The sequence below is a fragment of the Fimbriimonas sp. LA-C6 genome (genome assembly GCF_055398105.1).
The window spans coordinates 2,892,663-2,918,253 of the sequence record NZ_AP038796.1 but is presented as its reverse complement, the minus strand read 5'-3'; the positions used below and the strand labels follow the sequence as shown (position 1 = coordinate 2,918,253).

Sequence of the window (25,591 nt, the reverse complement as noted above, 5' to 3'; positions counted from 1 at the left end):
TATGGTGCTACACTTTGGTCCATGTCGATCTCGCTCGAAGAGGTTCGGCACGTTGCGCGACTCGCTCGCTTGGAGCTCGAAGAAGCCGAAATGCTCTCCTTACAAGGCGAACTTAACGCTTTACTTGGGCACTTTGCAGACATCCAGTCTATCGACACTACCGGAGTCGAACCGAAGTCGCACGCCGTGGCCGTGCAAAATGTTTGGTCAGAGGACGTTCCTGGTAGCGTTCTACCACGAGAAGAAGCCCTACGCAATGGGGCAGTGACGAAAGCGGGGCTCTTTGTTGTCCCCATGATTATCGAGGAATGAGCGACACCATCACCCAACTAACCGCCGCAGACCTGGCACGCAAACTCGCTGCCAAGGAACTTTCATGTGTCGAGGTGACGGACGCTTTTCTTGACAGAATTGCCAAGATCGACGACACCTACGGAGCATTTCTCGCGGTCGATGCCGACCTCGCACGCGCCGGAGCCGCCGCCGCACAAGCCAAGATCGATGCCGGAGAAGCAGGCCCCCTAACCGGAGTGCCCATTGCCCTCAAGGACAACATCTCAACACTCGGTCTCGAAACAACCTGTGCATCCAAAATTCTGAAGGGATACATCCCACCCTACGATGCCACCGTAGTAAGCCGACTCAAAGAAGCCGGAGCCGTCATCCTAGGCAAGGCAAACCTCGATGAGTTCGCCATGGGAGCCTCAACAGAGACCTCCGCATACAAGCTCACCCACAACCCCTGGGACACCACCCGAACCCCAGGAGGAAGCTCCGGAGGCTCAGTAACCGCCGTAGCAGCCGAAATGGCCCCGCTAGCACTCGGCTCCGACACAGGTGGCTCCATCCGCCAGCCAGCAGCTCTCTGCGGCGTCGTCGGATACAAGCCCACCTACGGTCGCTGCTCCCGCTATGGCCTCATCGCATTCGGATCAAGTCTCGACCAGATCGGCCCCATCGCCCACACAGTCGAAGACGCAGCCCTCCTAGCAGAGCTGACCACCGGTCACGACCCAATGGACGGAACCTCCCTCAACATGGGCCCCGTCTCCAGCAAGGACCTCAAAAACGGCACTCTCAAGGGACTCAAAGTCGCACTCCCCAAAGAGCTCTTCGACGACAGCATGAACCCTGGCGTCCTAGAAGCCATCCATGCCGCCATTGAAATGCTCAAAGCCGAAGGCGTAGAGTTCCAAGAGGTCTCCATCCCGTCCATCAAGTACGGCGTCACCACCTACTACATCATCGCCCCAGCAGAAGCAAGCAGCAACCTCGGACGCTTCGATGGCGTACGCTACGGCCCCCGAAGCCAAGGCAAAGGCCACATCGGCGTCGTCGAAAAAACGCGAGCAGAAGGCTTTGGCCACGAAGTCAAAAGCCGAATCATGATCGGAACCTACGCCCTATCAGCAGGCTACTACGACGCCTACTACCTAAAGGCTCAACAGGTCCGAGCACTGATGCAGGCCGAGTTCGAGAAGGTCTACCAACAGTTCGACTTCGTACTGTCAGCAACCTCTCCGGTCACCGCATTCAAACTCGGCGAACTGGACAAAGATCCACTGGCAATGAAGCTTCTGGACTACTGCACCATCCCAGCCAACATGGGCGGCATGCCAGGCATCTCACTCAACTGCGGCTTCTCAGAGGGACTTCCAGTAGGTCTTCAGTTGCTAGCTGCACCGCTGCAAGACGAAAAACTGCTCCAGGCAGCGTATGGTGTTGAGAGAGTTCTACCGGACTCGGTAAAACGACCTCCTCTACCGTAGTTAAAAATATGGACGATATTCGGCGCGAAGATAGGCGGCTCTTTGTCAAAGAGCTGATGCAACCCAGCAGGATGCTCATTCTCGCGCCGATCCTGTTCTTTGCCTACATGTGGAAAATGACGGCACCCTACGACTTTGGACGCTGGCCCCTCTTCACCATAGCTGCCCTTTTCCTCTGCCCTCTAGCCTACGGCGTCACCGCCTGGACAGCCTCAGAAACTAAGCGCTTCCGAAACAAGCGCATGAAGGCCCTCTGGAACGGCTGCCAAGATCGACTCGCACGCTTCGAAGAAGTCCTCCAAAAGATGAGGAAAGAGCAGGTCGCCGAACTCCGAGAAATGCCCAAAACCATTCGAGAAGTCGGCCAATCCGTCTACGTCGCACTCCGAAGAGCAGACATCATCGCCGATGAAGTCCACGCCTCGGAAAAGGACATGCTCAGCCAGCCCCCCACCTGGGAAGCCAAAACGCACGACCCACAATCAAAAGAGCTCTATCGACTAGCCGATAAGAACATCGCCGAATACCGTAGCCAATTCGCCGGAGTCATGGCCGGAGTCCAACGCACCGAAGCCCAAACCGCCGTCTACATGACCACCCTCGACACCCTGAGGATGAAAATGATCGGCTACAGACTCGTCGGCCGTTCCCCCGAAATGCCCAGCCAAGACTTCCTAGAAGCCCTCGCAGAAGCCAAGGCACAACTAGAAGCCATTGACCACGCCCTAGAAGAACTCGATCTATCCAACTACCCCAAGCAAATCAGCGTAGTCCCACCCCCCATCCCAGAAGATATCCAATCCAAAATCAACCTCAACGAATAGATGAACTGGACCGTACGCTGCCCGGCTAAAATCAATACCTTCCTGTCGGTGGGTCCCATCGATTCCCGCGGCTGGCACCCGCTCAGAACCATTTTCCAAGCTGTAGACCTCTGCGACACGCTGCAAATACAACTCGCCACCCAAACAACAGTCGAGTCCAATGCAAGCTGGCTCCCCGCAGAAAACAGCATCACTAAAGCCATCTCTCTGCTCCAAAACGAGATAGGACTACCACCCCTGCACGTAAAACTCCAAAAGGAAATCCCCTGCGAAAGCGGACTAGGTGGCGGCAGCTCCGACGCAGCGGGCATACTCCGTATCGGACAAGAAATAACAGGGAATACCATCCCCAAAGAAAGACTCATCGAGCTAGCTCTCAAGCTAGGTGCCGACGTCCCCTTCTTCCTCTTCGGCGGTAGAGCATCCGCTAAAGGATACGGAGAAATCCTAGAGCCACTCGATGACCTCCCAACCCGCTACCTAGTACTCGCAAGACCCCAAATCGGATGCCCCACCCCACAAATGTTCCGAGACCTAGACCGTATCCAATACGAGTGGCGCCCCTTTCCCAATAGCGACGAACTCTATAACGACTTCGAACGCGTAGCACCCCAAGAGTGCCTAGCCCTCATCACAAACCTAAAGGATCTAGGGGCAGACGATTCCGGCCTAACAGGATCAGGCTCCGTCGTCTTTGGACGGTTTAAAACGAAAGAATCCGCCCAAAACGCAGCCCTTTCACTAACGTGTCAAACCCAACTCAAGGTCTGGACGGTACGTACACTCTCGCGCGCCGAGTCAATTTAGACAAAAATTGTGCGCAAATTGAGAGAAATATCCATGTACATCTAAAGAAACCTGCACAAATTACCAGAATCTGCTGTATGGTTTACCGTATGAGTCCGGGTTCAATTGATCCAAAGATGACAGAGGAATTCTTGTTGACTCAGGAAGATGTCCAGGACGCCTCTGTATGGCTAGAGCATGGGCAACTGCATGCGCACGTAACCCCAGCTCCAGGCACCAGTATCGACCCTAAACTCCTGTGCACCGCCTGCGCAGCACAGATAGGCGTAAAACAAACCCCCGGCGAAATCATGATGATTGCACCGAGGGCTCGTACGGCCTAACCGACCACTTACTCTTCGTCTTCGACGATCTCGTCGATCTCGACTTCGTCTTCGTCATCAAGGCCAACAGCCTTAACTTCAGTGGGAAGGGTGACGAAGGCGATGTTCTTGGTGGTTCGATTCGGGCAGTTATTGCAGATAAAATCGACCTTAACGCCTTGCAGCCAGTTAGGGATTTTTTCAATTGCTTTGCCACAGCTACAGGTAATCATTCAGGTAATCCTCCGGTTTCTTCCTCGTATTGCAGCACAGTCTGTTTATGGCTGAGAATGCCATTGATAAACATAACGATGGATGCACCGATGTAAAGCAATGCGAGACCGCCTTCGCGCTTCTGACCAGGGTCACGGATAACAGGATCGCCTCCGATCAGGCCCGCGATGCTTAGCACCACAAGAACCGCAGCTATTAGAAAATAGGTGTTCTTGTACCAGAGAGGCTTCGGTAAAGGCTTCTTCTCGCTCACTAACTTAGATTTTACCTTTCAGCGGCTCTCACATGTACGGACTCGGCAAACCCAAGACCATTACCAGAGCCACATTAGGCAATCAGACCCGAATATCGAGCTGCTGACCCTTTCCTTCCATCATTTTCAGCAACTGGGCAGCCTGGTCCTGTTGAGCGTCCAAAGACTTCTTCAACATCACCATGCTAGGTCCAGAAGCATTATCGGACGACTGCGCCGCACTAAGAGCGACCTGGGATGCCGTTGAGGATGATACGTTCATGGCTATCGTTGTCATCGGACAACCAAGAACGTATCCTCAGGTCTCAACGCTGAAGCGTGAGATTATTGCGGAGAATGATGTCTCGCAACAGACGTCGACCACGGTGAATGCGGGACCGAACCGTCCCAATCGTCGTGTTCTGCAACTCAGCAATCTCACCATAACTGAGATCCTCAATGTCGCACATCGTAATCGCAGTCCGATAAACCTCAGGCAACAACTGAAGCGCTGTCTTAAGGTCCGACTGCAACTCACTATAAATCAGCTCCTCGTCAGGAGACGGAGCCGAATCCGAAATCGGAAGCTCCTGAACCTCTCCATCAGTTGGAGAAATCATCGAATTGAGACTCTCCGCCTTCCGAATCGGATTGTCTCGACGCCGAGAATCGAGATAAGCGCGCTGCATAATCCGAAGAAGCCAGTTCAGAAACGGGCGACCAGGCATGTAGCTGTCAAAGCCTCGCCAGGCTTTAATATAAGTGTCTTGAACGAGATCCTCTGCGTCGGATGGATTTCGTGTCAGTTGCAAAGCCATCGTATAAGCCCGACGTTTCGTCTCGGAAACCATGTTCTGGAAATTCCGCTGCTCCTCGTCGGTCCGGATGGGAGTGCCGATCTCATTTGACTCGAGAGTGGTCATCTTGATCCTCATGGCCTAAGCCTTCATCATTGTAACATAGTTGCTTACTGATTGATACATAAATATAATCACGAATTTGTGATATATCAAAAAGAAAAAGCTGATAGATATGATTTGAATCAACTGACACGCAAAAATAGAGCTAGGACCTGTCTACGCACGCCGAACGGCACGTTTTATGCGTATTCTGGTGTCGCAAGTAGTTAACTCACCATGAAGTTTGTTCTCATAACCAAAGATTCAGAACTCGAAGCAGCCGCTCGAGAAGGATTTCATCCGAGTGATGAACTGCTCACGTTCGCAGAATGGTCCGATGCACTGGCAGAGTGCGACAATGCGGACCTAATCTTTGTGGACCTAATTGCAACATTGGCAGAGCCCAACAAGATTGCCGGGTATGAGAAGTTCGCCATGGCAAAGATGTCGCACACGGTCGCATCCAAAATCCCCCTCGTCCTCATCGCTCCCCCAGAAGACTACGAACTCGACTTCATGGCAGGCTGGCCGGACTTCGTGTACGGACACGTACGCAGACCCGTCACCTACAAGATCTTCCGCCGCGCATCCACCTGGATCTAACTCTTCGGGTGTGCCTTCTGCACAGCATCACGCAATCGCTCAATGCTGACGTGCGTGTAGATCTGAGTCGTCGCCAAGCTCTCATGCCCCAATAACTGCTGAACAGACTTCAAATCGGCCCCACCATCAAGCAGATGGGTCGCAAACGAATGGCGCAACGTATGCGGCGAAACCGAAGCGGGTAACCCAACGCTCCTCGCCCACTTCTTCACCACAGTCTGAACAGACCGGGTCGTCAAACGTCCCCCTTTCGGATTCGTAAAAAGCGCATGCCCCTCAACAGGCATCACCCGCTCCCCCGAAATATACAGCTTCAGCGCCGCCTCACAAGTGCTCCCAAACAGAGTCACACGCTCCTTGTTCCCCTTACCCCGAACAAGAACAGCCTGGTTCGCAAAGTCGATCTGATTCAAATCGATACTCACCAGTTCACTCACACGCAACCCAGCCGAGTACATCAACTCCAACAAAGCCCTGTCGCGCAAAGGAGTCTTCCCAATATCCTCAGAGTCCAGCATCTCCGCCGTCTGCCCCTGACTCAGCGCCTTCGGCAAGTTCTTCCGACGAATAGGTGCCTCCAAAGGCTCCGTAGGGTCATGGTCCAACTCCCCAATAGCCCGCAGGAACCGAACAAAGGCCCGTAGGGTGCTCAGCTTCCGAGCACGAGTCTTCGGACTCGCACCATACTTCCGAAGGTAAGCCCTCAACCGATCCGTGGTGAGCACAATCTGGCCCTCATTCAGCTCTGATAGCTGAGCCAAATCGCTCCCATAAGACCGAACAGTATTCGCCGAGCGACGAACCGATAGAGAATCGAGGAATTTCTGAATCAACAGATCAAGGTCGGACATCGCTATCCAACCTCAATCAGATGATCATTAGCCTTTCTTAAGGATAAGGCAGGCGTTGTGACCGCCGAAGCCAAACGAGTTGCTAAGCGCATACTCAACGTTTGCCTCTCTTGCCGTGTTCGGCACGTAGTCGAGGTCACACTCAGGATCAGGTTCTTCGTAGTTGATCGTTGGGGGAACCTTCCCTTCCTTCATAGCCAGCAAACAGACAGCCGCCTCAAGCGCGCCCGCTGCACCCAGCATATGCCCAGTCATCGACTTCGTACTACTAATCGGGATCTTATACGCATGCTCGCCAAGCCCGGCCTTGATTGCCATGGTTTCGAACTTGTCATTGTAATACGTACTGGTTCCGTGAGCGTTCACGTAGTCAATGTCCTCAGGCTTGAGGTTAGCATTGCGCAAAGCCATCTTCATGGCCCGAGTCGCTCCGCTTCCCTCTGGATGAGGCATCGTAATATGGTGAGCATCGCCGCTCAGACCATAACCCACTACCTCGCCATAAATCCTTGCGCCTCGTGCTTCCGCAAAGGCTCGATCTTCAAGCATCACAACGCTTGCGCCCTCCGCAATCACAAACCCGTCACGCTGCTTGTCAAATGGACGAGAAGCATGCTCAGGGTCATCATTGCGTGTGGTCATCGCACGTGCCGCACAGAACGCAGCAATACCGATCTCATTGATCGGCGCCTCACTGCCTCCCGCCAACATGCCAATGGCATCTCCGCGCTTGATGATGTGATAGGCATCGCCAATGGCATGGGTTCCGGTGGCACACGCCGTAGTAACGCATGTGTTAGGTCCGCGAAGATCGTGAACAATCGATGCGTAACCGGTTGCCATGTCGGCAATCATAAAGGGAACCCAGAAGGGTGAAACTCTGGAAGGACCTCTTTCCAGAAGAATCTTGTTCTGCTCGTACATGAAGCCTAAGCCACCAATGCCCGAGCCAATCATGACGCCAATCTCGTCACGAAGTTCTTCTGTGAGAACGATGCCCGAGTCTTGAAGGGCCATCGTTGCCGCACCAACACCGAAAGCAATAAAGCGATCGACCTTGCGGGCTTCTTTCTTATCTAGCCAGTCTTCGGCATTGAAGTCCTTAACTTCGGCCGCGATTTTCGTTGTATATGGCTCGGGGTCAATATTAGCGATGCGAGCAACGCCACCCTTTCCAGCAAAGAGATTTGAACTAAAAAGCTCAAGTCCTGTACCGATAGGGCTTACGACACCGATGCCAGTTACAACAACACGTCCGCTAGGGACGAACCGTTCGCTCATCCCAGCTTCTTACTAATGTATTCGACCGCGTTTCCAACGGTCTTGATCTCGCCGACTTCCTCGTCTGGAATGTCAATTCCAAACTCGTCTTCGAAAGCCATGACTAATTCGACGACATCCAGGCTGTCTGCGCCGAGGTCCTCGGTAAAGGACGCGGACTCAACGACCACTTCTTCCTTGACGCTAAGTTCCTGGACTGTAACCTTCTGCACTCTTGTAAAGATGTCCTGCGACATGGATCGGAAGATACCATTTTTGAGACACTGGTTTGGTTGCCTGGTCGCAATCTTTTAGGCCGTTCAAGCCTCCAAAACCATGAAAACAGCCCAGATTCTAACCTGCGCGACTGTTAAGAGTAATTTTTAAAAAACTGAGCATTGTTTCCACAATGCTCAGCACTCAACCTGCTTAAAGTGTCAGGCCGCCGTCAACCGTAATCGTCTGCCCAGTGATATAAGAAGCCTCATCACTCGCCAAGAAAATAACCGCCGCCGCGATATCTGCAGGTGTCCCAAGACGACCAGCAGGAGCGGTTTTCTTAACAGACTCTTTCAGGTCCTCACCAAGGTCTTCCGTCATGTCCGTCTCGATAAATCCAGGAGCAACCGCGTTGCAAGTGATCCCTCGGCTACCAAACTCTTTGGCCACAGACTTGGTAAGTCCAAACAACCCAGCCTTCGAAGCCGCGTAGTTCGCCTGCCCAGCCGCGCCCGTCTGACCAACAATGCTGCTGATGTTGATAATGCGCCCAGTGCGAGCCTTCATCATCGTCTTCACAACCGTGCGGATACAAAGGAAAGAACCCTTCAGGTTCACATCCATCACCCGATCCCAATCCTCGTCCTTCATCCGAAGAACCAGAGTGTCCTTAGTGATGCCAGCGTTGTTCACCAGCACATGAGGTGTCCCAAGTTCCGTCTGAATCTGAGCAAACAAAGCCTCAACAGCCGTCACATCACTCACATCGCAAGCATAAGCCTTCGCCTTCCCACCCAGCGCATCCGCCGTGGCCTGAGCATTGCCAATCGAGGTCGCCACACAAGCAACAATAGCCCCCTCTTTAGCAAACGACTCAGCAATAGCTCGCCCAATGCCCCGGGAGGCTCCAGTAACGACAACAATTCGATCTTGAAAACGCATAGATATCCTTTAGGAAGCCGCAATCGCAGCAAGAGTCTCGTCTAGTGTGGCCGAATCCGCAACACGCAAAGTCGAAGCAGATTTATCGATTCGACCAATCAGTCCGCTCAATACATTGCCACCACCACACTCAACAAAGGTAGTGACCCCGTCCCGCAACATGTGCTGAATACTCTCCGTCCAACGGACAGGGTTCTCCAACTGCTCTTCCAACAACTTCACCCAGTCGGAGATATTGGAGACGATCTCGCTGGTGACGTTGGAATAAACCTTAAGAACCGACTCCTCAGCAAACTTGGCATCCGCCAAAGCAACAGCCATCTCCCGAGCAGGTTCAGCCATCAGCGGACTGTGGAAAGCGCCACTCACATTCAAAGGCAACACACGCTTCGCACCCTTCGCCTGAGCGATCTCGCCCGCAAGCTTGACCGCGTCCACTTCGCCACTGATCACAAGCTGCCCAGGACAGTTGTCGTTCGCCACCACAACCAACCCAGCCGCTTCCTCACAGGCCGCTTCCAACTCCGCGCGATCCAAACCAAGAACCGCCGCCATCGTCCCAGGAGCCGTCTTCCCAGCACTAGCCATCAGGTTCCCACGCGTCCGCACCAACTTGGCACCTTCTTCAACGCTATAAGCCCCCGCAGCTGCCAATGCCGCATACTCGCCCACACTGTGCCCCGCCGTAGCAAAAACCTTCAGCGAATCACCGGCAGACTCCTGTAAAGCCGCCCAAGCCGCCACACCACAACTGTAAAGCGCTAACTGAGCGTTCTGAGTCTGCCGCAGCGTCTCCTCATCACTCTCCCAACACAGCGCGCGAACATCGATACCAAGCGCATCCCCAATCCGATCAAACACCAGAGCCGCAGCCCCGCTACGCTCCACCAACTCTCGCCCCATACCGGGCTTCTGACTCCCTTGTCCAGGAAAAACGACCGCGATCATGGGCAACAGGGTACCGCCTTTTTGAATCCCCCACAAGAACTCCACAACCGAGAGGGCGCTCTCACTACCGGTCAATAGGACAAATAAACGCGGGATAAGGTCCCGTGCGAGATGAGTTACCTGTCTCAATCGCCGCTAACACGACAGACGGTCGCCATGAGTCCAAAAGGTAAAGATGAGGAACCGTTCCCACCATCTCACAGGCATACTCGACCCCGACTTCACAGACGATGTCTGGACAGAGTTCTGAAGAGACAAGCACACTCCCATTCATCCTCCCCACGAGTGTCTTCAGGCTGCGCAAAGAAGTCGAGTTCGCCTCATGCATTCCGTGCCACAAATATCTTGAATAGATACTCTTCCTCTTGAACACACTCACCCTTACGGCTTGTAGCCCCCGCACACCTTCTTGGACGAACTTCCAAAACCGCTTAGGATCACTTTGCCCGCCATGTTGATCCCGAAGAACCCGGAAAACCTCCCGACAATACGCTTTAGACTCTTCTAATTTGACCTCCATGACTTTAAGCCAAGAGGGAGTGTCCGCACGTTTAAATCTCACAGTTTCGTCAATGAGCCAAGGTCCATAGCCGCCATGTCCAAAAACAAGAATCTGGTGACAATTCGTTTGAGAAAGGACTGCGCAATCCTCCAATCGAGACAGCCGATGCACGATATTTCCAAAACAATCCGTCTCGGGCATCTTAAACGGACTATCCGGCACGACCGAAACCATTTCCTCTGCTGAAAAGAGGCCACCAGTCTGGTCCAAACCTATCGGAAAGGCGTTTCCAGAGTCCGGGAAGTAGTTCCACACATAGTCATGAATCAGCCCATGCGCAAGCAACTCTTCGTTCAGCCACGGAAAAACCCTTCTCAGTCGCTTTCGGTAGTGAGCGTAGTTAACCATGGTTGAATTCGACGAAAGGCTACCCACCGGTGCCGGACTAAGTGCCTACAGTTTGCGTTCCGACATCCCAGCGTGCGATAATTGTTTCCTGTGAAGAAATTCAAAGCCCCCCGTTAGCAGCCGCCACCGCTGCCCAAGTCTATTGGTGGCCACCATCGCCCCAACGACCTACCTAACGAGGAACCCCACGCTTTGAACTACTCCGATGTACTCCGTATACGCCCATTTCGCGACCTATGGCTAGGTCAAGCTGTCTCACAACTCGGCGACGCCTTCTACTACGTCATCTTCATGTTCATGGTCAAGAAAGTCACGGGCCGTAACGAGATGGTCGGCTTTGTCGGCGCCCTGGAAACCATCCCTTTTCTCATCCTCGGCCCCTACTCAGGCGTCCTGGCAGACCGCATCGATCGCAAAAAGATCATGCTCTGGTCAGACATCATCAGCGGCATAGCCCTCGCGATGCTCGCGGCCGTCCTCCTGTTCCAGGCTAAGCCGCCCATTGCCCTCTTGCTCGCCACGCCGTTTGTCCTGTCCAGCGTCCGCTGCTTCTTCATGCCTGCCAAATCCGCAGCCATCCCAGCGCTCGTCCCACCCGACATGCTCCTGCGCGCCTCCGCCTTCAGCCAGTCCACGCAGACCATCATGCCCCTCATCGGGCTCGGCTTCTCCGCCAGCATCATGGGCCCGCTCTACGCGCTATCCCCCAAGATGTTCTACTTCTCGGCGATAGGCCTCAACGCGTTCTCGTTCTTCCTCTCGGCGTTCTACATAACTAAGCTGCCCAAGATCGAGCCAGACCGAACCGACGCCCACCAAACCCACCCGATGGCAGACTTCGTCGAAGGCCTCAAGTACATCGGCAAACGGCGTGAGCTAGTCGTCATGTTCTGCCTCATCACGGTGTTCCGACTGATGGTCTCACCGTTCTTCGTGGTCTACCTGGCCGCCAACGACAAATGGTTCGGTGGCAAACCCTCCACCGTCTCCTGGTTCGAGTTCTCCTTCTTCCTAGGCATGGTGGTCGCCAGCGCTGCCATGGGCAAATTCAAGCCCCAAAAGCCAGGCTGGTGGTTCTGTCTCGGACTCATGGTCGTCGGCCTCACCGTCGGAGCCATGGCCTTCTCGCCAATCTTCTGGATGATCCTCCTCTGGAACGTCCTCGCAGGCCTCGCGGTCCCACCCGCAGACATCCCCATCAACGCCTACATCCAACTAAGCGTCCCCGACGCCTTCCGAGGACGCGTCAACTCAGCCCTCTCCGTCATCGGAAGCGGAGCCATGCCCATCGGATGCGCCCTCGCAGGACTCATCGTGGATAACCTAGGAATCTCCCAAACCTTCATCCTCATGGGCGCAGGAATGACCCTAGCAAGCCTGGGCGGACTACTCGATCCAACCTTCCGAAACATTGTCATGCCCAACACAGACCCAGCAGAACCCCCACAAGAACCCCTGCCCGACGGGGTACCTTCCCTGAAGTGACATTAGGGCATATCGGAGTTGACGAGTCTGGAAAAGGCGATTTCTTTGGGCCGCTGGTAATAGCGGCCTGCTACGTAGGACCAGAGCACCTGGCAGAGCTAGACGGAGTAAAAGACTCCAAAAAACTCACCGACCCACTCGCGCTCAGACTGGCAGACAAGATCAAGGCGGTATGCCCCTGCTCCGTCATCGTGATCAACCCCACCAAGTACAACGAGCTCTACGCCAAGTTCAAAAACCTCAACACCCTCTTGGCATGGGGCCACGCAAGAGCCATCGAGAACGTCCTGGAAATCCAAGAGGCGCACCTGGTCATCTCCGACCAGTTCGCAGCAGGCGGCGCAGCCGTCAAAAGAGCCCTCTTTGAAAAAGGCCAACAAGTAGAGTTCCGCTCCATGGTCCGAGCCGAAGCCGACATCGCAGTCGCAGCAGCCTCCATCCTAGCCCGAGCCGCCTTCCTAAGAGGCCTCCGCAAACTCGGAGACGAAGTAGGCACCCAACTCCCCAAAGGCGCCACCAACGTAATCCCAACCGGCAAGCGCCTAGTAGCCGCCAAAGGCCCAGAAGTCCTACCGCAAGTAGCCAAAATGCACTTCAAAACCTCCCAGCAAGTCCTCTCCTAACCATCCATTAGGTCTCATGGCCGGACCACAATCCGGCCCTCCCCATAATGGTCCAGTGAAATACTTTGTTTCGATGCTCGCACTAAGTTGCTCGCTCATCACTGCCTCATTTGGAGAAGACACAAAGCCCATCCCGAAAGCAAAACTGATGGTCCTCGGGACCTACCACATGAGCAACCCTGGCCTCGACCTAGTCAAGTCGAAGATCAAGGACACCCTCTCAGCAGAACGCCAAAAAGAGATCCTAGAAGTCATCCAGTCGCTCAAACGCTTCAATCCAACCAAAATCGCCATAGAAGCCGTAGATGACGCCACCTGGAACACCGCGTACCAAAACTATCTAGAAGGCAAATCCCAGGCATCCGCTGACGAACGTGTCCAACTAGGATTCCGCCTAGCCCAACAACTCGGCCTCAAAAAACTCTATGCCGTCGACTGCAAGCTAGACATGGAGTTCGACAAACCCATGGGCTTCCTAGCCCAAAAATCCCCCGAGCGCCTTCAGCAGATCACCACAAAGATCGCCCAAATAGGCCCACTCCTAGAAAAGATCGACCAATCCTATACAGTCGGACAAATCCTCGCCCTCCACAACTCAGACGAGTTAATCAAGCTCGGGCAACAGTTCTACATGAGCCTCCTAGTAGCCCACGACGCAGCTCAGTTCCCAGGCGCCGACATGCTCGGAGATTGGTACAAGAGAAACCTCAGAATCTACAGCCGACTCCAAGACATCACCGAACCAGGAGACCGCATCCTCGTTCTCTTCGGATCAGGACACGTGAAGTACCTCAGAGACATCATCCGAGACTCCGACAAAATGGAGTTCGTCAGCCCCCTCAAGTACCTCTCGAAAGTGCCCGCATCCGCAAAACAACTACTCCCTAAAGAGTAGCTACCAACCCAAATCGCGCTTGATGGCCTCCACCAACTTGGCGGCCATCTTCTGCTGGGTCTTCACCGAAGGATGCCAGTCCGACCCAATGCCGTCCGCCTCCTGCTGCTGATCAAACTCAATCATCCGCACATTAGGCGAACGAAAAGACCGCACAATCTCCGTCAAATACCCCCGCACCGTGCTCAAAGCCATAGCCTGAGGAGGGTAAGTGTCGCTCATCATGCTCCCAATCGTGCAGTACACCTTCACCCTAGGAAACAGTTTCTGAATCTTGACAATAAACGCCTTATAAGCATCCGACCACTCCTTCTGAGGCGGATTCCCCTTCGCAAAATCGTTCGTGGCCAGATTAATTACCACAACATCCGGAACCTGCCTAGAATGATCCCAGAGACTCGTGGGATCCGTAGGAATCGCCAAATCGTAGATCTCAGGAATCGTATTGTCCGGCCACATCTTCCGCCCAGACCAAGCAATCACCGCACAATCCGCATCCAAAGCCCGAGCAGCAATCGGCCCATAAGCTAAATACGCATTCTCCGTCTCAGGCCGAAAATGCTCCGTCCGATCCTTGCCCTCGTTCCCATAAGCCGCACTGATCGAATCCCCCACAATCTGAATGCACCGCTTAGGAGGATCCACCCGAAGCAACTCACCATTAGGCACCGCAAACCCAACAAACTGAGTCACACCCACCAAAGGCTCAGTGCGACGCACCAACCGAATCTGGTGAAAAGAATCAGAAAGATTAGAAACCGTGTAGCTGCCTTCCTTGGTCAACTTCCAAACAGCAGTCGGCTTCCCATCAACTTCCACCTGTAGGAAGTCATTCCCCGTATCACGAATCTGAGCCTTAAACTCAGTCCCGCGGAACTTGAGCTCAACCGTGCTGGCAGACCAGGCGCACTTGGGACCCGCCAAATCGCGCCGATCAAATCGTCCCACGTACCGGATAGCAGGGTCAAAAGGCGAGACGGGCTTTAGTCGACCTGTGCCAACTAAAACCGCCACCGCGAACGAAGCAAAAAACATACCTGCCTATGTTGTCACAACAGGTATCGCCCTTGCTGCCTATAAAGTGTAGGGGTACTCAGTTCGCACTTTAGACCGCAGGTTTTCATACTGCTGGACCTGTGCCTCAATCTCGCCAGGATTCTCCTGCGCATACCGCATCGCCGCCACAAGGTCAGCTCGGCTCAAAGATGGGAAAGCGTTCTCCAATCGGTCCACGCCGCCAGAGTTGCGATACTCACGCACAATCTCCCAAACCGCCACGCCGCACTCCGCCAGTCGAGCCACCTTCTTCTCATCAATCACAATGAGCGTGTGCGTAGCATCACCCCGGTGAGCACTACGGCGATCCATCACTTCAGCAGGCGTCACACCCAGAAGCTCAGAACACCGCTGAACCGAAAGCGTCTCATGGTCTACGGCAGAGATAGCGAGCTGTTCAAACACGTCCGGATACTTCTGCCAGATCGTGTTGAAAATCTCTTCAATTTTGTTCTTATCGGTCTTTGCTAGTCTTTGGAGTTCGTTCAATTGCCACGACTCCAGAGCGATCATTGTCGTCTTTGTCTGCTGCATCGGTCTTCTTTCCGCGAGCTTCCTCGATCGCGCCAAAAAATTATTAGGCTGTGCAATGCCACCCAAGTGGCGAATGAAGAAAAGTCAGCATCGCCTTTTCTTACTTCTTAGGACGCTAGCTTAGACTTGTTTGATCGTGAAAGGAAATGGAAATCTCGCTTCGAGCCCATTTCAGCCCAAATTTCGTGCATTTTAAGCAGGGTGACATAGGCCATGAGACCTTAAAAATGCCAGCAGTTCCGCCCGGTATTTCTCCGATTGCTCCCACCGCCCCTCACTGTGCCCACACCCACCAAACCAAACCATCTGCTTCGGCCCACTCACCGCGTCAAAGTTCTTCTGAGCCTCGCTAGGCAACGCCAAATTGTCCCGATCCCCATGAAAGAACAAAACCGGCTTGTCCTCAAAACGCGCCAGCTTCTCACTCACCTTCACCCGAAAAGGGTTAAACCCAGCAATCGGCCAGGCAATCAAAACGGTCGGATACAACACCTTCTCCAACACAGCCCCACCCAAAAACCTCCACCAACCCAAAGCCGCACTCGTGAAGTCGCAATAAGCACTGTCCAAAACCAGGAAGTCCGCCAAAGCAGGATTCTCACCCGCAGCCATCGCACTCGCCGCCGCCCCCATGCTGCTCCCCATCAACCCCACCGGCAACCCGCCAGATCTCGACCGCGCATACTCAGCCGCCGCCGTCACGTCCCCAATCTCCTCAAACCCCATCGTCGTCTTCTTGCCCCGACTCTTGCCGTGCGCCCGAGTATCAATCAGCAAACAAGACACCCCCTCCTTCGCCATCAAACAAGCCTCCGGAGTCAACTCAGCCCGATTCATGATGTACCCGTGTGTCAAAACCATCACGCTCCTCGGGTTCTCAGCCTCAATCCACCAAGCCCGCAAACTCGTGCCATCCCCCGAAACAATCTCAAACTCCTCATACGCAGCACCAAAAGTGCCAGGCGATAAATACAGCGGAATACGAGGAGGATGCATGCTGATCCAAGCGATCGCCGTGAGAATGAAGAGATAAACGAGGAAGACAACGAGGATCCACATAGAAAAAAAGCTCACGTATCGTTGGCGTTTTATTCTGTATACGCCGAAAATGAAATGTTCCCGTAATAATGGCGGTATCTTAGGTCATTCGGGAACTTGGCTTCGGTATGTACGCCCTAAACTTTTACACTGACCTTTATGGCGATGTCTTGCGAAATCACCGGAAGACAGTCACCATCCGGCTTGGCGACAAAACTGACAAATATCGAACGGGAATGATCGTCTGGGTGACGATCGGACCGCGATTTGGCAGACGTCAAAAGCTCTATTCGGCAATCTTAGATCGCGTGGAAGTAAAAACCATCGCGGAACTATCCCCACGAGACATCGAACGCGAAAACCCAGAATTTCGATCTCAAGACGACGTCATCGGGACCCTATCCAGGATCTACGGAGACCTCATCACACCAGACCACCGAGTAACCGTCATCTACTTCTCCCGAGTAGACGACTGACCCACTCAAAGAAACCAAAAGCAAATCGCCGTTCTCTTACTCCAGAGAACGGCGATTTGCTTTTCACTACCAGTCCCAGCCAAACACAACCTAAAACGGATCCGTCTCCGGCGTCCAGCCCGACTCAATCTTATCGATGAGAGCCACCATATTGAGCACACCGCACATCGGATACTTCCTTTCCTCCTGGGTGATGTCGCCAACCCGCCAAGACTTCTCCCCATCCCAAAGCCACCAAATAGCAACCTTTTTCGTCTGAGGATTAATAGTCCCAGACCGAAAGATTGGGAATTTCTGCATCTCAGGAGGTATCTCAGCCTTACCCACAATGGTCACGAGCTTCTGGTAGACGGCGGCACCAACCGGAAAGATACAGGAGAACTGAACTTCACCATCGACGAGCGCGCGAATATCAGCAGGCCTTTCCTCGTGAAACCCCCGATACACCCGAATGAGACCACCCATATCTGGAGCCTTATGCGTGTACTGCGCATAAGCCAACCCCTTGCTAGTAGGAATCTCAAGAATGTCCCCAAACTTCACTCTAGGCATCAAGAGCACCCTTCCAACGGTCTAAATATCCTTGCCTGTAAGAGGTTTCCGAAATCCGTGGTAGACGCGGACAATATAGACAATGTTCCGCGATGGCTGGACCTCATAGATAACACGATGAGAGTGATGATGCACAGAGCGCAGAGATCGTTTCAGATCCTTCGACTCTGGAATGAGCGGGTGACACTCTGGAAGCTCTCGCAAGGTCTCAACGAGTGCGAAAAGATCTTCAAACCACTTCAGAGCCCGTGCAGCGGAGTCCTGTCGGATGTAATCAACTTCTTCGGAGATATCAAGTTCTGCTCTCGCAGCTAACTCTATATCAAAAGCCATACTTGGCCTTCATCTCTTCATACACCACTTCCAAGGGACGCGTTCTTCCCTCATCAATGTCTTTCAGCCCCTCTTTCATCGCTGCGATGAACCGCTCTCGCTCTAACAGATCCTCCATCTGCTGAAAACTAACTGGATCAACAAGCACAGCCTGGACCTTACCATTCACCGTCAAAAGCATAGGCTCTCGACTCTCATTGAGTCCCTCGATGAACACCTTTGCGTTCCGCTGAAAATCCGAAAGCGAATGAGAATTAGAAATATTCGACATATGCGGCCCTTAATGGAAATTAAATGTTAATTTCATGTTACCACATGTCCCAGCTTTTTTAAGATTTCTAGTCCGTACAACAACCTTACCGTTCCTGAAGTACAGCAGCACTTGAGGCGTGTGACAAGGATTCGTCTGATCGATAGAACTTATAAGTCAAATCGTCCAACCAGGTTTGCGTCACACTACACCAATACAACAGGAGTTATAGGGATTGATCGACTGATGTCTTGAGGAACTAAGACAAACCATACTCCTTCTTGAAATTCTCAGCAAATGCTCTGTACTCATCAGCAGCCGTATTAGGGTCGTCCTTAATATTTTCAAGCTCCTTATTAACCCAAAACATAGCTTCTTCAAATTTTCCATTTAATGCCAAGACGGCAGGCATTCGATAGTATTTGTATATGTTTGGCGAATGCCGTTCAACAACCTTTTCAAAAACATCCAAAGACACAGTTGAAGACTTCATAAACGGAATAGCATAGGTCTTAATCTGCTCGACCATCAGGTGAAGTTGTTCTTCACTAACCTCATCAAAATACCAAGGCTTATATGTCTTTTCTGGCATGAGATAGCCCAGCGACAAACTCACCGTAGCTGGAGTGTAAGAGTCATCATCCCGGCCGGCTAATCGAGCAATAATCGACTGAACCTTTTGATTACGTATTCCAATTACCTGGTTAATCTCAACAAGTCCATTACGCTTAGCATCATTCATGCCAATCCACCCGAGATAGTCATTCCCGATATCACAGGTAAAAATCGCACCCTTCCCTCTTTTCTTAAACCCTAAATCTCCCAGCGGCACTGCTATTTTCTTAACAAATTCTTTTGCTGTTATCATTTTTACCAACGATCTATCTGAACATCCATGCTCTTAGTCTTCGTACCAACGTTAAAGTTTGCTTCCATGGCCCGTTGCCCTCTTGGGATAGCTCCTTGCTGTCGAATCTCAGGGTATCCAATTCTCTGATTTCTAGTTAAGCCTGTAGAAGGACCATTTTTGGCGTCGATTAGCTTGATAGCGCCATTTGCATCTTTTGCGACCCAATGCACTCTTACCTATAGACCAGACTACAAAGTTACTTCTCGACCAATGACCGTTTCATTCCGCTGCCCCAGACAATTGGCCACTCCCTACCCTTGAAGTAATCAAAGCTGATAGACTGCAACGAAGGTGCGATTTGTTTTTAGCAAAACTACAGCTACAATCATGGATTTTGATCAAACCCTAGCTGCCTTGATAGCGTCTTAGGCTGATGACTGAATATCTAATTCCACAGTATCGAATCCCACCCACGATCGCTCCAAACACCAAGTCTAAAACGGATCCGTCTCCGGCGTCCAACCAGATTCGATGTGGCGGATCAAACCAAACATACTGAGAACGGAACGAATCGGATACTTCCTCTGCTCGGGAAGAATGTCGCCAACACGCCAGGACTTCTCCCCATCCCAAAGCCACCAGATTTCAATTTTCTTCGTCTCAGGATTAACAGTCCCAGACCGAAAGATTGGAAACTTCTGCATCTCAACAGGTATCTCTGCTTGCCCAACGACTGATAAGTCCTTCATGTTCACGGCAGTCGAGACAGGGATGATGCAGGAGAACTGAACCTCACCCTGCACGAGAGCGCTAACATCAGCAGGCCTTACTTCATGAAAACCCCGATACACCCGGATAAGACCACCCATGTCAGGAGCCTTGTGCGTGTACTGCGCATAAACCAACCCCTTGCTAGTAGGAATCTCAATAACATCCCCAAACTTCACTCTAGGCATATGAAAATTAAGACACCGTAACAGCAACCATGTACTCAACGAAAGTAGAGTACAACCCGCTTCAACTCATCGGTCAGGACCCAATGCTTCCGAGGTTCCATGGTGATTGTGCCAATGGAACCACAGTTTACGTTGTTGATATATTCTGACGCGAGAGACGCGTAGGCCGAACTCAGAAAAGCGATTGCCGGAAGAACCGGCGGGCATGGTCCTCACGCTCGTACCGCTCCTGCTCGAGCCCAGAGCGTGCCCGTGTTAGCTGATAGATCGTATTCGTAGTATCGTTAACATCTTCCGCAGACCGCTTCCTCTGCTCGGGTGTCGAGGCCTTCGCAGCAGCCCGCGTGTAAAGGTCAAGCGAGATACTTTAAGCATCGCAGCCAGGGGGCCGAGCAAAGGGGCATCAGGCTATTGGAATACAAAGAGCATCATCACGTTGGCTGTGAAGGCACTGTGCAGTTCACTGTAACGATGGAGGCTACATGAGAACTATGCATCACATTCGTCTATAAGGTCAGCTATCTTGCGTAGGGCAGATTCCTTTGTTGGATGCGAGGCAATAGGACCGACACTTCTGACTATATAGCGATTTGCCTCAATAACACCGGATGTAGATGTAACTAGCCGTTCAACGCCTTGTCCATACCAGTCCTGCTCCGTGCGATCCCGAGCCACGTGGATTGTCCAGCCCTTGTAATGTGCCAAGTATTCTCGGTCAGAAAGAATTGTTGAAGATTCTTGTTCAACAAGCTCGCCCTCAGGCCACTGGACCACATCAGGAAATAGAGGTTGGGCTTCAATAAGGAGCTTCTTCCGAGTTCCTTTTCCTTGCCTGATACTAATTGTTGTTCGTGTAGACAAAGTTCCTTTGGGGGCGATGAACTCGTACGCGGGCGGATCTTCCGTCAAGATATGCACAGCGATACCAGCATCCATGAAAGGCTGAGGATCAAGGGCATTTTCCGCAAAAGGATTTACAAAGAGATGCAGTCCATCGGCTAGAGATTCTTTGTATTCGCCCTTTGCACCACCAGTGGTAACGGAATCACCATTTTCATCGAAGCGAACGGCAAAGAAGAACATTCCAGGATCCAATGCACCGCTTAGGGCTTGACACTTGCCGGTCGTCGCAAGCGCAGAACAGAGGACTCCACTGATTTCCTTCGCACTGTCATCGCGGAACAATCCAAGTCGAATAGGGGCATCAAATCTTTTAAGTTCAACGCTTCGGCTTGCACTTCCGACAATCATTATTTCGTTGCCATTCCAGACATAAAGAGGCTCGTCGAGTCCAAAGAGTACTCGCAATGCAGGAATATGACCACAAAGAAAAAAGAGAGGCTGTTCGTATTGACCGATTCCTACAATGAAGGGCTTTCCAGCTACGTGCTCCAACTTGGCATACGAGTCACGATACTTCTTTAGCTTTGCAGAGAAAGCGTTCGCGAACCGAACTGTGGCGTAGTGGAACATGACGTCGTTATGACCGGGTCGAAAATCAGTGATGTTTCGCAGCCATTCAGGTGTTGTGCCGTTTGCTGCTTGAGTAGTTGTAGCCTCAACCACACACTCATGGTCATTTATCCGAAGAGCATAGTCAGGTGCTGCTTTCTCATATGACGGATTGAATCCACTCTCCTTGAAAACCTGATGTAAGTAGAGTTCCCAAAATTGTGGATTAAACTGTGTTTGAAACTTGGATTCAAAGTCATTGTCCCTATCAACAAACCCTTCCGCCCATGAATTCAAGACCGCTCGGACATCAGCATAATCTGAAGACATTAGCGCAACAAAATTGGGGTGCAATAGCTGAGTTTCAACCACTTGCTCGAAGAGGTTCACCATAGTTTTATGTTCTCCGTGACAAGAAAAATCCCAACGAGGCAGATATAATATCTATCCCGACGTTATCCCTCGTCAAGGCCAATTGGTTACCCAAATTGCACTCAAATACCGGAGGCTTGCCCCGGCCAGAACGGCAGTGGCTGTTTAGGTCCAACCAGCACCATTGCATGTTGATTTCGTTGTGTAAACGACACATGAATGACACCTTTAACTTGGCGTGCGTAGTTGTTGAAGTTCGTCCCTTGCCACTCCGTCACATATTCACCCACTCTCGGAATCCCCATTTCGTAGTAAGCGCCCAGATTAGTCCCGCTTGAATCTACTAAATTAACCAGAATTGGACCGTTGTTGGAAACTTGTCCACTGCCGCCCCTGGCAAACGTGAAGACTGATCCAACCAGCAAAGTAGCCGCTGCAAAGCCGATGATAGGAAGGGACTTTTTCATCTAATTCTCCTTGATGTGAGCACTGGATTGATTACTTTAAAATTGTATCATAAAGTCATATAAATTCCAAATTTATTATACTTACTTAACATCTCGACTCAAAGCCTCCTTTGGCTCAGAAATCAACCCGCCAAAGAGATGGGTGGAGTGCAGCGCGCCAAATAAGAAGCTCAATTCATTGCCCGATGAGACGCGCTCTGGCTAGTTTGTGCCCTGACTAGCTCGATTTTCGAGCAGACTGCGGTACGAAGAACTTGATTAAATCGAAGCTCCTTCTGGAGCCGATCCAAAATGCCCAACATAGAGGGTTGAGTAAAAGAAGAACCTCCCCAACAAAAAAAGGGGACCGCATACGCGGCCCCCTTCTCAGTCCCAACCTCAGCTAGCTGTTCAACAACTGACGCAGCACGTACTGCAGAATGCCGCCGTTCTTGAAGTACAGCAGCTCTTGAGGGGTGTCGATTCGGACTCGGACGGGGAACTCCTTCGTCGCGCCTTCCTCGTCGGTGGCGCGCATCTTTAGGAGCTTGCCGCCGGCGAAGCCGGAGTTGGCGGCGTCTGCGAAGCCGAGCAGGTCGAACGACTCGCGTCCTGTCAGACCCAGGCTCTCAGCGCTGGCACCGTCCACAAACTCAAGTGGCAGAACGCCCATACCCACCAAGTTCGATCGGTGGATGCGCTCGAAGCTCTGAGCCAGGACCGTCTTGATGCCCAGCAGATAAGTGCCCTTCGCGGCCCAGTCTCGTGACGAACCAGAGCCGTACTCCTTGCCAGCCAGAACCAGCAAAGGCGTTCCGGTGGCCTGGTACCTCATCGAAGCATCGTACACAAACACCACTTCGCCGGTCGGGAAGTAAGTGGTGTATCCGCCCTCAGTGCCAGGAGCGACCTGGTTTCGCAACCGAACGTTCGCAAACGTGCCGCGAACCATAACCTCGTCGTGACCACGCCTCGAACCGTAAGAGTTGAACATCGACTGCTCCACGCCCCGGTTGATCAAGTACTCGCCAGCTGGAGCGTTCTTCTTGATCGCACCGGCAGGAGAGATGTGGTCCGTCGTGATCGAATCCCCAAGCTTCAACAGAGTCCGCATCGTGCCCAGGTCGCTGATGCTCTCAGGGGCCTCTTTGCTCATTCCAGCAAAGTAAGGAGGGTTCTTGATGTAGGTCGAAGCCTCGTTCCAACCAAACCGGTCAGAACCTTCCACCCCAATCGCCTGCCACTTCTCGTCACCCTTAAACACGTCGGCGTAGCTCTCGTTAAACAGCTCCACCTTCACCGAGCCAGCAACGGCCTCGGCAACCTCGTGCTGAGTCGGCCAGATGTCCTTCAGATAAACCGGATTGCCATCCTTGTCCGTACCCAAAGCATCCTTGGTAAGGTCCACATTGATCGAGCCAGCAATCGCATAAGCCACAACCAGCGGAGGCGACATCAGATAGTTCGCCTTCACGTCCTGGCTGATGCGTCCCTCAAAGTTTCGGTTGCCCGAGAGCACGCTCACAGCCACCAGGTTCTGGTCATTAATCGCCTTCGAAATCGCTTCAGGCAAAGGACCGGTGTTACCGATACACGTCGTGCATCCATAACCCACGATGTCAAAGTTGATCTGCTCCAGATAAGTGAGCAAGCCAGCCTTCTTAAGAATGTCGCTCGCCACGCGTGAACCAGGGGCAAGAGAAGTCTTCACCCAAGGCTTCGGCATCAGACCCTTCTCAACGCACTTCTTAGCGACCAATCCAGCCGCACACATCACCGATGGGTTCGAAGTGTTGGTGCAGCTCGTAATAGCCGCCACCACGATGGAACCATGGTCCAACTCGTTCGCCGAAAGGTTCGCCTTCTTCTCAGTATCCGTTCGCTCCAGAACCGCCACACCTGCATAGTCCGCAGACTTGCGTGGAGACTCGGCAATCACCGGACCAAAAGCGTCATGAAAACTCTTCTTCGCGTCCCCCAACAAGAACCGGTCCTGAGGTCGCTTAGGACCCGCAACACTCGGCTGCACCGAACCAAGATCCAGCTCCAGAATGTCGGTGTACTGAGCCTCAGCATCACCAGGAGTGAAGAACAGCCCCTGCTCCTTGTAGTAGTCCTCAACCAGCTGAACAGACTCCTCAGATCGACCGGTGAGCCGCAGATACCGCAGCGCCTCATCATCAACCGGGAAGATTCCGCAGGTCGCACCATACTCAGGAGCCATGTTGCTAATCGTCGCACGGTCAGCAAGCGGCAAACTGGAAAGCCCCGAGCCAAAGAACTCCACAAACTTACCAACAACACCCTTCTTACGGAGCATCTCTGTCACGGTAAGAACGAGGTCAGTAGCCGTCATACCTTCAGACAGCTTTCCAGTAAGCCGGAAGCCAATCACCTGAGGGATCAACATGGTAACCGGCTGGCCCAACATAGCAGCCTCCGCCTCAATACCACCCACACCCCAACCCAAAACACCTATGCCATTAATCATGGTGGTGTGAGAGTCAGTACCAACCAACGTGTCCGGATACACCTGGCCGCTGTTATTCACAAAAGCCACCCGAGCAAGGTGCTCTAGGTTAACCTGGTGAACAATACCAGTATTAGGCGGCACCACCCGGAAATTAGCAAGAGCCTTCTGCCCCCACTTAAGAAACTCATACCGCTCCTGGTTCCGTTCAAACTCCAGGTCACGGTTAATAAGCAGAGCAGCCTCACTACCGTAAGCATCCACCTGCACCGAGTGGTCAATGACCAATTCTACCGGCTGAAGCGGGTTAATCTTAGTAGGGTCCCCACCCAAAGCAGCCATCGCATCCCGCATAGCCGCCAAGTCAACAACACAAGGAACACCAGTAAAGTCCTGCAGAATAACGCGAGCCGGCGTAAATGAGATCTCCTTGCTAGGCTCCGCCTTCGCATCCCAATTAGCCAGGGCCTCTACATCAGCGGCGAAGACACTTCGATTATCTTCGGTTCGCAAAAGGTTCTCAAGAAGAATCCTCAGCGAATAAGGGAGTCGTTGCACTGGCAAGCCCTTCTCCTGAAGGGTCTTGAGGCTAAAGATCTCGTAGGTTTTGCCGCCGCTCGTAAAGCTCTTTTTTGCGTTATAACTGTTTAACAATACCGCCTCCTCAACATAGCTCCTCCCCGCGCATGGCGGGCTAGCCGTCGACAAACAAGGAGGGCGTATTAGTTCAAAGATACCCGCAAGAGACCCAGGCGCGTTTTGGCCCTCGCAGATGCCTTCATAGGCATTCTCGGCAAGCCCGTTTCCAAACCTCTGAAAACCCAGTAGAGGGCGTCCGCCGAGACGAGCCTCCCCTAAGAGAAAGTCGCCACGAAGCCGAAGAAAATCGAGCAAAAAGCCGCTCTTTTTCCCAAAAAAGGGGCAAAATATGGCAAATTTTAGTACTATTTTTGGCCGTTTTTGCCATGACTGTCAAGAAACTCGTGACGAATTCTCCAATCTC

Annotated in this window: 31 protein-coding genes; 10 read left to right on the top strand and 21 right to left on the bottom strand. The window is 52.5% G+C overall.

The genetic code is table 11. The annotated features are described in order from the left end of the window. Positions 1-21 precede the first annotated feature (21 nt). The 5 genes from gatC to ACZ51B_RS13530 all read left to right on the top strand — a co-directional run bounded on the left by gatC (position 22) and on the right by ACZ51B_RS13530 (position 3,723). A complete protein-coding gene (gatC, locus tag ACZ51B_RS13550) occupies positions 22-312 on the top strand; it encodes an Asp-tRNA(Asn)/Glu-tRNA(Gln) amidotransferase subunit GatC (protein WP_464293869.1) in 291 nt (96 codons plus the stop codon). Further along, complete coding sequence (gene gatA, locus ACZ51B_RS13545) at positions 309-1,769, top strand: Asp-tRNA(Asn)/Glu-tRNA(Gln) amidotransferase subunit GatA (RefSeq protein WP_464293868.1); 1,461 nt, start codon at positions 309-311, stop codon at positions 1,767-1,769. The genes gatC and gatA overlap by 4 nt, the downstream gene beginning before the upstream one ends. An 8-nt stretch (positions 1,770-1,777) precedes the next feature. Continuing rightward, on the top strand, positions 1,778-2,593 hold the full coding sequence (locus ACZ51B_RS13540; RefSeq protein ID WP_464293867.1) for a hypothetical protein: 816 nt from the start codon (positions 1,778-1,780) through the stop codon (positions 2,591-2,593). Next, on the top strand, positions 2,594-3,400 hold the full coding sequence (gene ispE / locus ACZ51B_RS13535; protein WP_464293866.1) for a 4-(cytidine 5'-diphospho)-2-C-methyl-D-erythritol kinase: 807 nt from the start codon (positions 2,594-2,596) through the stop codon (positions 3,398-3,400). 89 nt (positions 3,401-3,489) lie between these two features. Next, positions 3,490-3,723, top strand: coding sequence for a hypothetical protein (locus ACZ51B_RS13530; RefSeq protein ID WP_464293865.1), 234 nt, complete (start codon positions 3,490-3,492; stop codon positions 3,721-3,723). 8 nt (positions 3,724-3,731) lie between these two features. On the opposite strand, the gene ACZ51B_RS13525 is transcribed toward ACZ51B_RS13530, so the two are convergent. From ACZ51B_RS13525 to ACZ51B_RS13510, 4 genes are all read right to left on the bottom strand, one after another. Next, a complete protein-coding gene (locus ACZ51B_RS13525; protein WP_464293864.1) occupies positions 3,732-3,935 on the bottom strand; it encodes a hypothetical protein in 204 nt (67 codons plus the stop codon). Next, positions 3,932-4,189, bottom strand: coding sequence for a hypothetical protein (locus tag ACZ51B_RS13520; RefSeq protein WP_464293863.1), 258 nt, complete (start codon positions 4,187-4,189; stop codon positions 3,932-3,934). The genes ACZ51B_RS13525 and ACZ51B_RS13520 overlap by 4 nt, the downstream gene beginning before the upstream one ends. 82 nt (positions 4,190-4,271) lie before the next feature. Further along, the gene (locus ACZ51B_RS13515) at positions 4,272-4,451 is read right to left on the bottom strand and encodes a hypothetical protein (protein ID WP_464293862.1); all 180 of its coding nucleotides are present in this window, start codon (positions 4,449-4,451) and stop codon (positions 4,272-4,274) included. Between the two features lie 43 nt (positions 4,452-4,494). Continuing rightward, on the bottom strand, positions 4,495-5,091 hold the full coding sequence (locus ACZ51B_RS13510; RefSeq protein ID WP_464293861.1) for a sigma-70 family RNA polymerase sigma factor: 597 nt from the start codon (positions 5,089-5,091) through the stop codon (positions 4,495-4,497). A gap of 213 nt (positions 5,092-5,304) precedes the next feature. Between ACZ51B_RS13510 and ACZ51B_RS13505 the strand changes: the two genes are divergently transcribed. Then, positions 5,305-5,670 carry a hypothetical protein gene (locus ACZ51B_RS13505; RefSeq protein ID WP_464293860.1) on the top strand — a complete coding sequence of 122 codons (366 nt, stop codon included), beginning with the start codon at positions 5,305-5,307 and terminating at the stop codon, positions 5,668-5,670. On the opposite strand, the gene ACZ51B_RS13500 is transcribed toward ACZ51B_RS13505, so the two are convergent. The 6 genes from ACZ51B_RS13500 to ACZ51B_RS13475 all read right to left on the bottom strand — a co-directional run bounded on the left by ACZ51B_RS13500 (position 5,667) and on the right by ACZ51B_RS13475 (position 10,800). Continuing rightward, on the bottom strand, positions 5,667-6,521 hold the full coding sequence (locus ACZ51B_RS13500) for a tyrosine recombinase XerC (protein ID WP_464293859.1): 855 nt from the start codon (positions 6,519-6,521) through the stop codon (positions 5,667-5,669). The genes ACZ51B_RS13505 and ACZ51B_RS13500 overlap by 4 nt on opposite strands. 27 nt (positions 6,522-6,548) lie before the next feature. Further along, positions 6,549-7,802 (bottom strand): beta-ketoacyl-ACP synthase II, encoded by a 1,254-nt coding sequence (gene fabF / locus ACZ51B_RS13495; protein WP_464293858.1) that lies wholly within the window; start codon positions 7,800-7,802, stop codon positions 6,549-6,551. Beyond that, positions 7,799-8,038 carry an acyl carrier protein gene (locus ACZ51B_RS13490; RefSeq protein WP_464293857.1) on the bottom strand — a complete coding sequence of 80 codons (240 nt, stop codon included), beginning with the start codon at positions 8,036-8,038 and terminating at the stop codon, positions 7,799-7,801. The genes fabF and ACZ51B_RS13490 overlap by 4 nt, the downstream gene beginning before the upstream one ends. Positions 8,039-8,210: 172 nt before the next feature. Beyond that, positions 8,211-8,942: a 3-oxoacyl-[acyl-carrier-protein] reductase gene (gene fabG, locus ACZ51B_RS13485; RefSeq protein WP_464293856.1), complete on the bottom strand. Its 732-nt coding sequence runs from the start codon at positions 8,940-8,942 to the stop codon at positions 8,211-8,213. Positions 8,943-8,951: 9 nt separating this feature from the next. Then, complete coding sequence (fabD, locus tag ACZ51B_RS13480) at positions 8,952-9,890, bottom strand: ACP S-malonyltransferase (protein WP_464293855.1); 939 nt, start codon at positions 9,888-9,890, stop codon at positions 8,952-8,954. A gap of 64 nt (positions 9,891-9,954) precedes the next feature. Further along, the gene (locus tag ACZ51B_RS13475; protein WP_464293854.1) at positions 9,955-10,800 is read right to left on the bottom strand and encodes a hypothetical protein; all 846 of its coding nucleotides are present in this window, start codon (positions 10,798-10,800) and stop codon (positions 9,955-9,957) included. A 192-nt stretch (positions 10,801-10,992) separates the two neighbouring features. Between ACZ51B_RS13475 and ACZ51B_RS13470 the strand changes: the two genes are divergently transcribed. Genes ACZ51B_RS13470 through ACZ51B_RS13460 form a run of 3 tightly spaced genes read left to right on the top strand, consistent with a single transcriptional unit; the run spans position 10,993 to position 13,803 of the window. Continuing rightward, the gene (locus ACZ51B_RS13470; RefSeq protein WP_464293853.1) at positions 10,993-12,285 is read left to right on the top strand and encodes an MFS transporter; all 1,293 of its coding nucleotides are present in this window, start codon (positions 10,993-10,995) and stop codon (positions 12,283-12,285) included. After that, on the top strand, positions 12,282-12,908 hold the full coding sequence (gene rnhC, locus ACZ51B_RS13465) for a ribonuclease HIII (protein ID WP_464293852.1): 627 nt from the start codon (positions 12,282-12,284) through the stop codon (positions 12,906-12,908). The genes ACZ51B_RS13470 and rnhC overlap by 4 nt, the downstream gene beginning before the upstream one ends. A 55-nt stretch (positions 12,909-12,963) precedes the next feature. Continuing rightward, positions 12,964-13,803 carry a DUF5694 domain-containing protein gene (locus ACZ51B_RS13460; RefSeq protein ID WP_464293851.1) on the top strand — a complete coding sequence of 280 codons (840 nt, stop codon included), beginning with the start codon at positions 12,964-12,966 and terminating at the stop codon, positions 13,801-13,803. On the opposite strand, the gene ACZ51B_RS13455 is transcribed toward ACZ51B_RS13460, so the two are convergent. From ACZ51B_RS13455 to ACZ51B_RS13445, 3 genes are all read right to left on the bottom strand, one after another. After that, positions 13,804-14,838, bottom strand: a complete 1,035-nt coding sequence (locus tag ACZ51B_RS13455; RefSeq protein ID WP_464293850.1) for an SGNH/GDSL hydrolase family protein — start codon at positions 14,836-14,838, stop codon at positions 13,804-13,806. It abuts the gene before it with no gap. A gap of 39 nt (positions 14,839-14,877) precedes the next feature. Next, on the bottom strand, positions 14,878-15,393 hold the full coding sequence (locus tag ACZ51B_RS13450; protein ID WP_464293849.1) for a DUF433 domain-containing protein: 516 nt from the start codon (positions 15,391-15,393) through the stop codon (positions 14,878-14,880). Positions 15,394-15,585: 192 nt separating this feature from the next. Then, positions 15,586-16,452 (bottom strand): alpha/beta hydrolase, encoded by an 867-nt coding sequence (locus tag ACZ51B_RS13445; protein ID WP_464293848.1) that lies wholly within the window; start codon positions 16,450-16,452, stop codon positions 15,586-15,588. A 107-nt stretch (positions 16,453-16,559) separates the two neighbouring features. Between ACZ51B_RS13445 and ACZ51B_RS13440 the strand changes: the two genes are divergently transcribed. After that, entirely contained in the window at positions 16,560-16,907 is a 348-nt protein-coding gene (locus ACZ51B_RS13440; protein WP_464293847.1) for an ASCH domain-containing protein, read from the top strand. Positions 16,908-16,997: 90 nt separating this feature from the next. Here the strand turns inward: ACZ51B_RS13440 and ACZ51B_RS13435 are convergent, their stop codons facing one another. The 8 genes from ACZ51B_RS13435 to acnA all read right to left on the bottom strand — a co-directional run bounded on the left by ACZ51B_RS13435 (position 16,998) and on the right by acnA (position 25,242). Beyond that, a complete protein-coding gene (locus ACZ51B_RS13435; RefSeq protein WP_464293846.1) occupies positions 16,998-17,459 on the bottom strand; it encodes a hypothetical protein in 462 nt (153 codons plus the stop codon). A gap of 21 nt (positions 17,460-17,480) precedes the next feature. Then, a complete protein-coding gene (locus tag ACZ51B_RS13430) occupies positions 17,481-17,792 on the bottom strand; it encodes a type II toxin-antitoxin system RelE/ParE family toxin (RefSeq protein ID WP_464293845.1) in 312 nt (103 codons plus the stop codon). Beyond that, positions 17,782-18,063 (bottom strand): type II toxin-antitoxin system Phd/YefM family antitoxin, encoded by a 282-nt coding sequence (locus tag ACZ51B_RS13425; protein WP_464293844.1) that lies wholly within the window; start codon positions 18,061-18,063, stop codon positions 17,782-17,784. The genes ACZ51B_RS13430 and ACZ51B_RS13425 overlap by 11 nt, the downstream gene beginning before the upstream one ends. A 238-nt stretch (positions 18,064-18,301) precedes the next feature. After that, positions 18,302-18,910, bottom strand: a complete 609-nt coding sequence (locus ACZ51B_RS13420) for a hypothetical protein (protein ID WP_464293843.1) — start codon at positions 18,908-18,910, stop codon at positions 18,302-18,304. Positions 18,911-19,386: 476 nt separating this feature from the next. After that, complete coding sequence (locus tag ACZ51B_RS13415; protein WP_464293842.1) at positions 19,387-19,848, bottom strand: hypothetical protein; 462 nt, start codon at positions 19,846-19,848, stop codon at positions 19,387-19,389. 489 nt (positions 19,849-20,337) lie between these two features. Next, a complete protein-coding gene (locus ACZ51B_RS13410; protein ID WP_464293841.1) occupies positions 20,338-21,693 on the bottom strand; it encodes a hypothetical protein in 1,356 nt (451 codons plus the stop codon). A gap of 101 nt (positions 21,694-21,794) precedes the next feature. Next, positions 21,795-22,139, bottom strand: coding sequence for a hypothetical protein (locus tag ACZ51B_RS13405; protein WP_464293840.1), 345 nt, complete (start codon positions 22,137-22,139; stop codon positions 21,795-21,797). Positions 22,140-22,521: 382 nt separating this feature from the next. Further along, entirely contained in the window at positions 22,522-25,242 is a 2,721-nt protein-coding gene (gene acnA, locus ACZ51B_RS13400) for an aconitate hydratase AcnA (RefSeq protein WP_464293839.1), read from the bottom strand. Between the last annotated feature and the right edge of the window lie 349 nt (positions 25,243-25,591).

What these genes read in the sequence shown, in the direction of transcription:
- gatC (WP_464293869.1), top strand. Translation starts at nt 22, where the DNA reads ATGTCGATCTCGCTCGAAGAGGTTCGGCACGTTGCGCGACTCGCTCGC.
- gatA (WP_464293868.1), top strand. Translation starts at nt 309, where the DNA reads ATGAGCGACACCATCACCCAACTAACCGCCGCAGACCTGGCACGCAAA.
- ACZ51B_RS13540 (WP_464293867.1), top strand. Translation starts at nt 1,778, where the DNA reads ATGGACGATATTCGGCGCGAAGATAGGCGGCTCTTTGTCAAAGAGCTG.
- ispE (WP_464293866.1), top strand. Translation starts at nt 2,594, where the DNA reads ATGAACTGGACCGTACGCTGCCCGGCTAAAATCAATACCTTCCTGTCG.
- ACZ51B_RS13530 (WP_464293865.1), top strand. Translation starts at nt 3,490, where the DNA reads ATGAGTCCGGGTTCAATTGATCCAAAGATGACAGAGGAATTCTTGTTG.
- ACZ51B_RS13525 (WP_464293864.1), bottom strand. Translation starts at nt 3,935, where the DNA reads ATGATTACCTGTAGCTGTGGCAAAGCAATTGAAAAAATCCCTAACTGG.
- ACZ51B_RS13515 (WP_464293862.1), bottom strand. Translation starts at nt 4,451, where the DNA reads ATGAACGTATCATCCTCAACGGCATCCCAGGTCGCTCTTAGTGCGGCG.
- ACZ51B_RS13510 (WP_464293861.1), bottom strand. Translation starts at nt 5,091, where the DNA reads ATGACCACTCTCGAGTCAAATGAGATCGGCACTCCCATCCGGACCGAC.
- ACZ51B_RS13505 (WP_464293860.1), top strand. Translation starts at nt 5,305, where the DNA reads ATGAAGTTTGTTCTCATAACCAAAGATTCAGAACTCGAAGCAGCCGCT.
- ACZ51B_RS13500 (WP_464293859.1), bottom strand. Translation starts at nt 6,521, where the DNA reads ATGTCCGACCTTGATCTGTTGATTCAGAAATTCCTCGATTCTCTATCG.
- fabF (WP_464293858.1), bottom strand. Translation starts at nt 7,802, where the DNA reads ATGAGCGAACGGTTCGTCCCTAGCGGACGTGTTGTTGTAACTGGCATC.
- ACZ51B_RS13490 (WP_464293857.1), bottom strand. Translation starts at nt 8,038, where the DNA reads ATGTCGCAGGACATCTTTACAAGAGTGCAGAAGGTTACAGTCCAGGAA.
- fabG (WP_464293856.1), bottom strand. Translation starts at nt 8,942, where the DNA reads ATGCGTTTTCAAGATCGAATTGTTGTCGTTACTGGAGCCTCCCGGGGC.
- fabD (WP_464293855.1), bottom strand. Translation starts at nt 9,890, where the DNA reads ATGATCGCGGTCGTTTTTCCTGGACAAGGGAGTCAGAAGCCCGGTATG.
- ACZ51B_RS13475 (WP_464293854.1), bottom strand. Translation starts at nt 10,800, where the DNA reads ATGGTTAACTACGCTCACTACCGAAAGCGACTGAGAAGGGTTTTTCCG.
- ACZ51B_RS13455 (WP_464293850.1), bottom strand. Translation starts at nt 14,838, where the DNA reads ATGTTTTTTGCTTCGTTCGCGGTGGCGGTTTTAGTTGGCACAGGTCGA.
- ACZ51B_RS13450 (WP_464293849.1), bottom strand. Translation starts at nt 15,393, where the DNA reads ATGCAGCAGACAAAGACGACAATGATCGCTCTGGAGTCGTGGCAATTG.
- ACZ51B_RS13445 (WP_464293848.1), bottom strand. Translation starts at nt 16,452, where the DNA reads ATGTGGATCCTCGTTGTCTTCCTCGTTTATCTCTTCATTCTCACGGCG.
- ACZ51B_RS13440 (WP_464293847.1), top strand. Translation starts at nt 16,560, where the DNA reads ATGTACGCCCTAAACTTTTACACTGACCTTTATGGCGATGTCTTGCGA.
- ACZ51B_RS13435 (WP_464293846.1), bottom strand. Translation starts at nt 17,459, where the DNA reads ATGCCTAGAGTGAAGTTTGGGGACATTCTTGAGATTCCTACTAGCAAG.
- ACZ51B_RS13430 (WP_464293845.1), bottom strand. Translation starts at nt 17,792, where the DNA reads ATGGCTTTTGATATAGAGTTAGCTGCGAGAGCAGAACTTGATATCTCC.
- ACZ51B_RS13425 (WP_464293844.1), bottom strand. Translation starts at nt 18,063, where the DNA reads ATGTCGAATATTTCTAATTCTCATTCGCTTTCGGATTTTCAGCGGAAC.
- ACZ51B_RS13420 (WP_464293843.1), bottom strand. Translation starts at nt 18,910, where the DNA reads ATGATAACAGCAAAAGAATTTGTTAAGAAAATAGCAGTGCCGCTGGGA.
- ACZ51B_RS13415 (WP_464293842.1), bottom strand. Translation starts at nt 19,848, where the DNA reads ATGCCTAGAGTGAAGTTTGGGGATGTTATTGAGATTCCTACTAGCAAG.
- ACZ51B_RS13410 (WP_464293841.1), bottom strand. Translation starts at nt 21,693, where the DNA reads ATGGTGAACCTCTTCGAGCAAGTGGTTGAAACTCAGCTATTGCACCCC.
- ACZ51B_RS13405 (WP_464293840.1), bottom strand. Translation starts at nt 22,139, where the DNA reads ATGAAAAAGTCCCTTCCTATCATCGGCTTTGCAGCGGCTACTTTGCTG.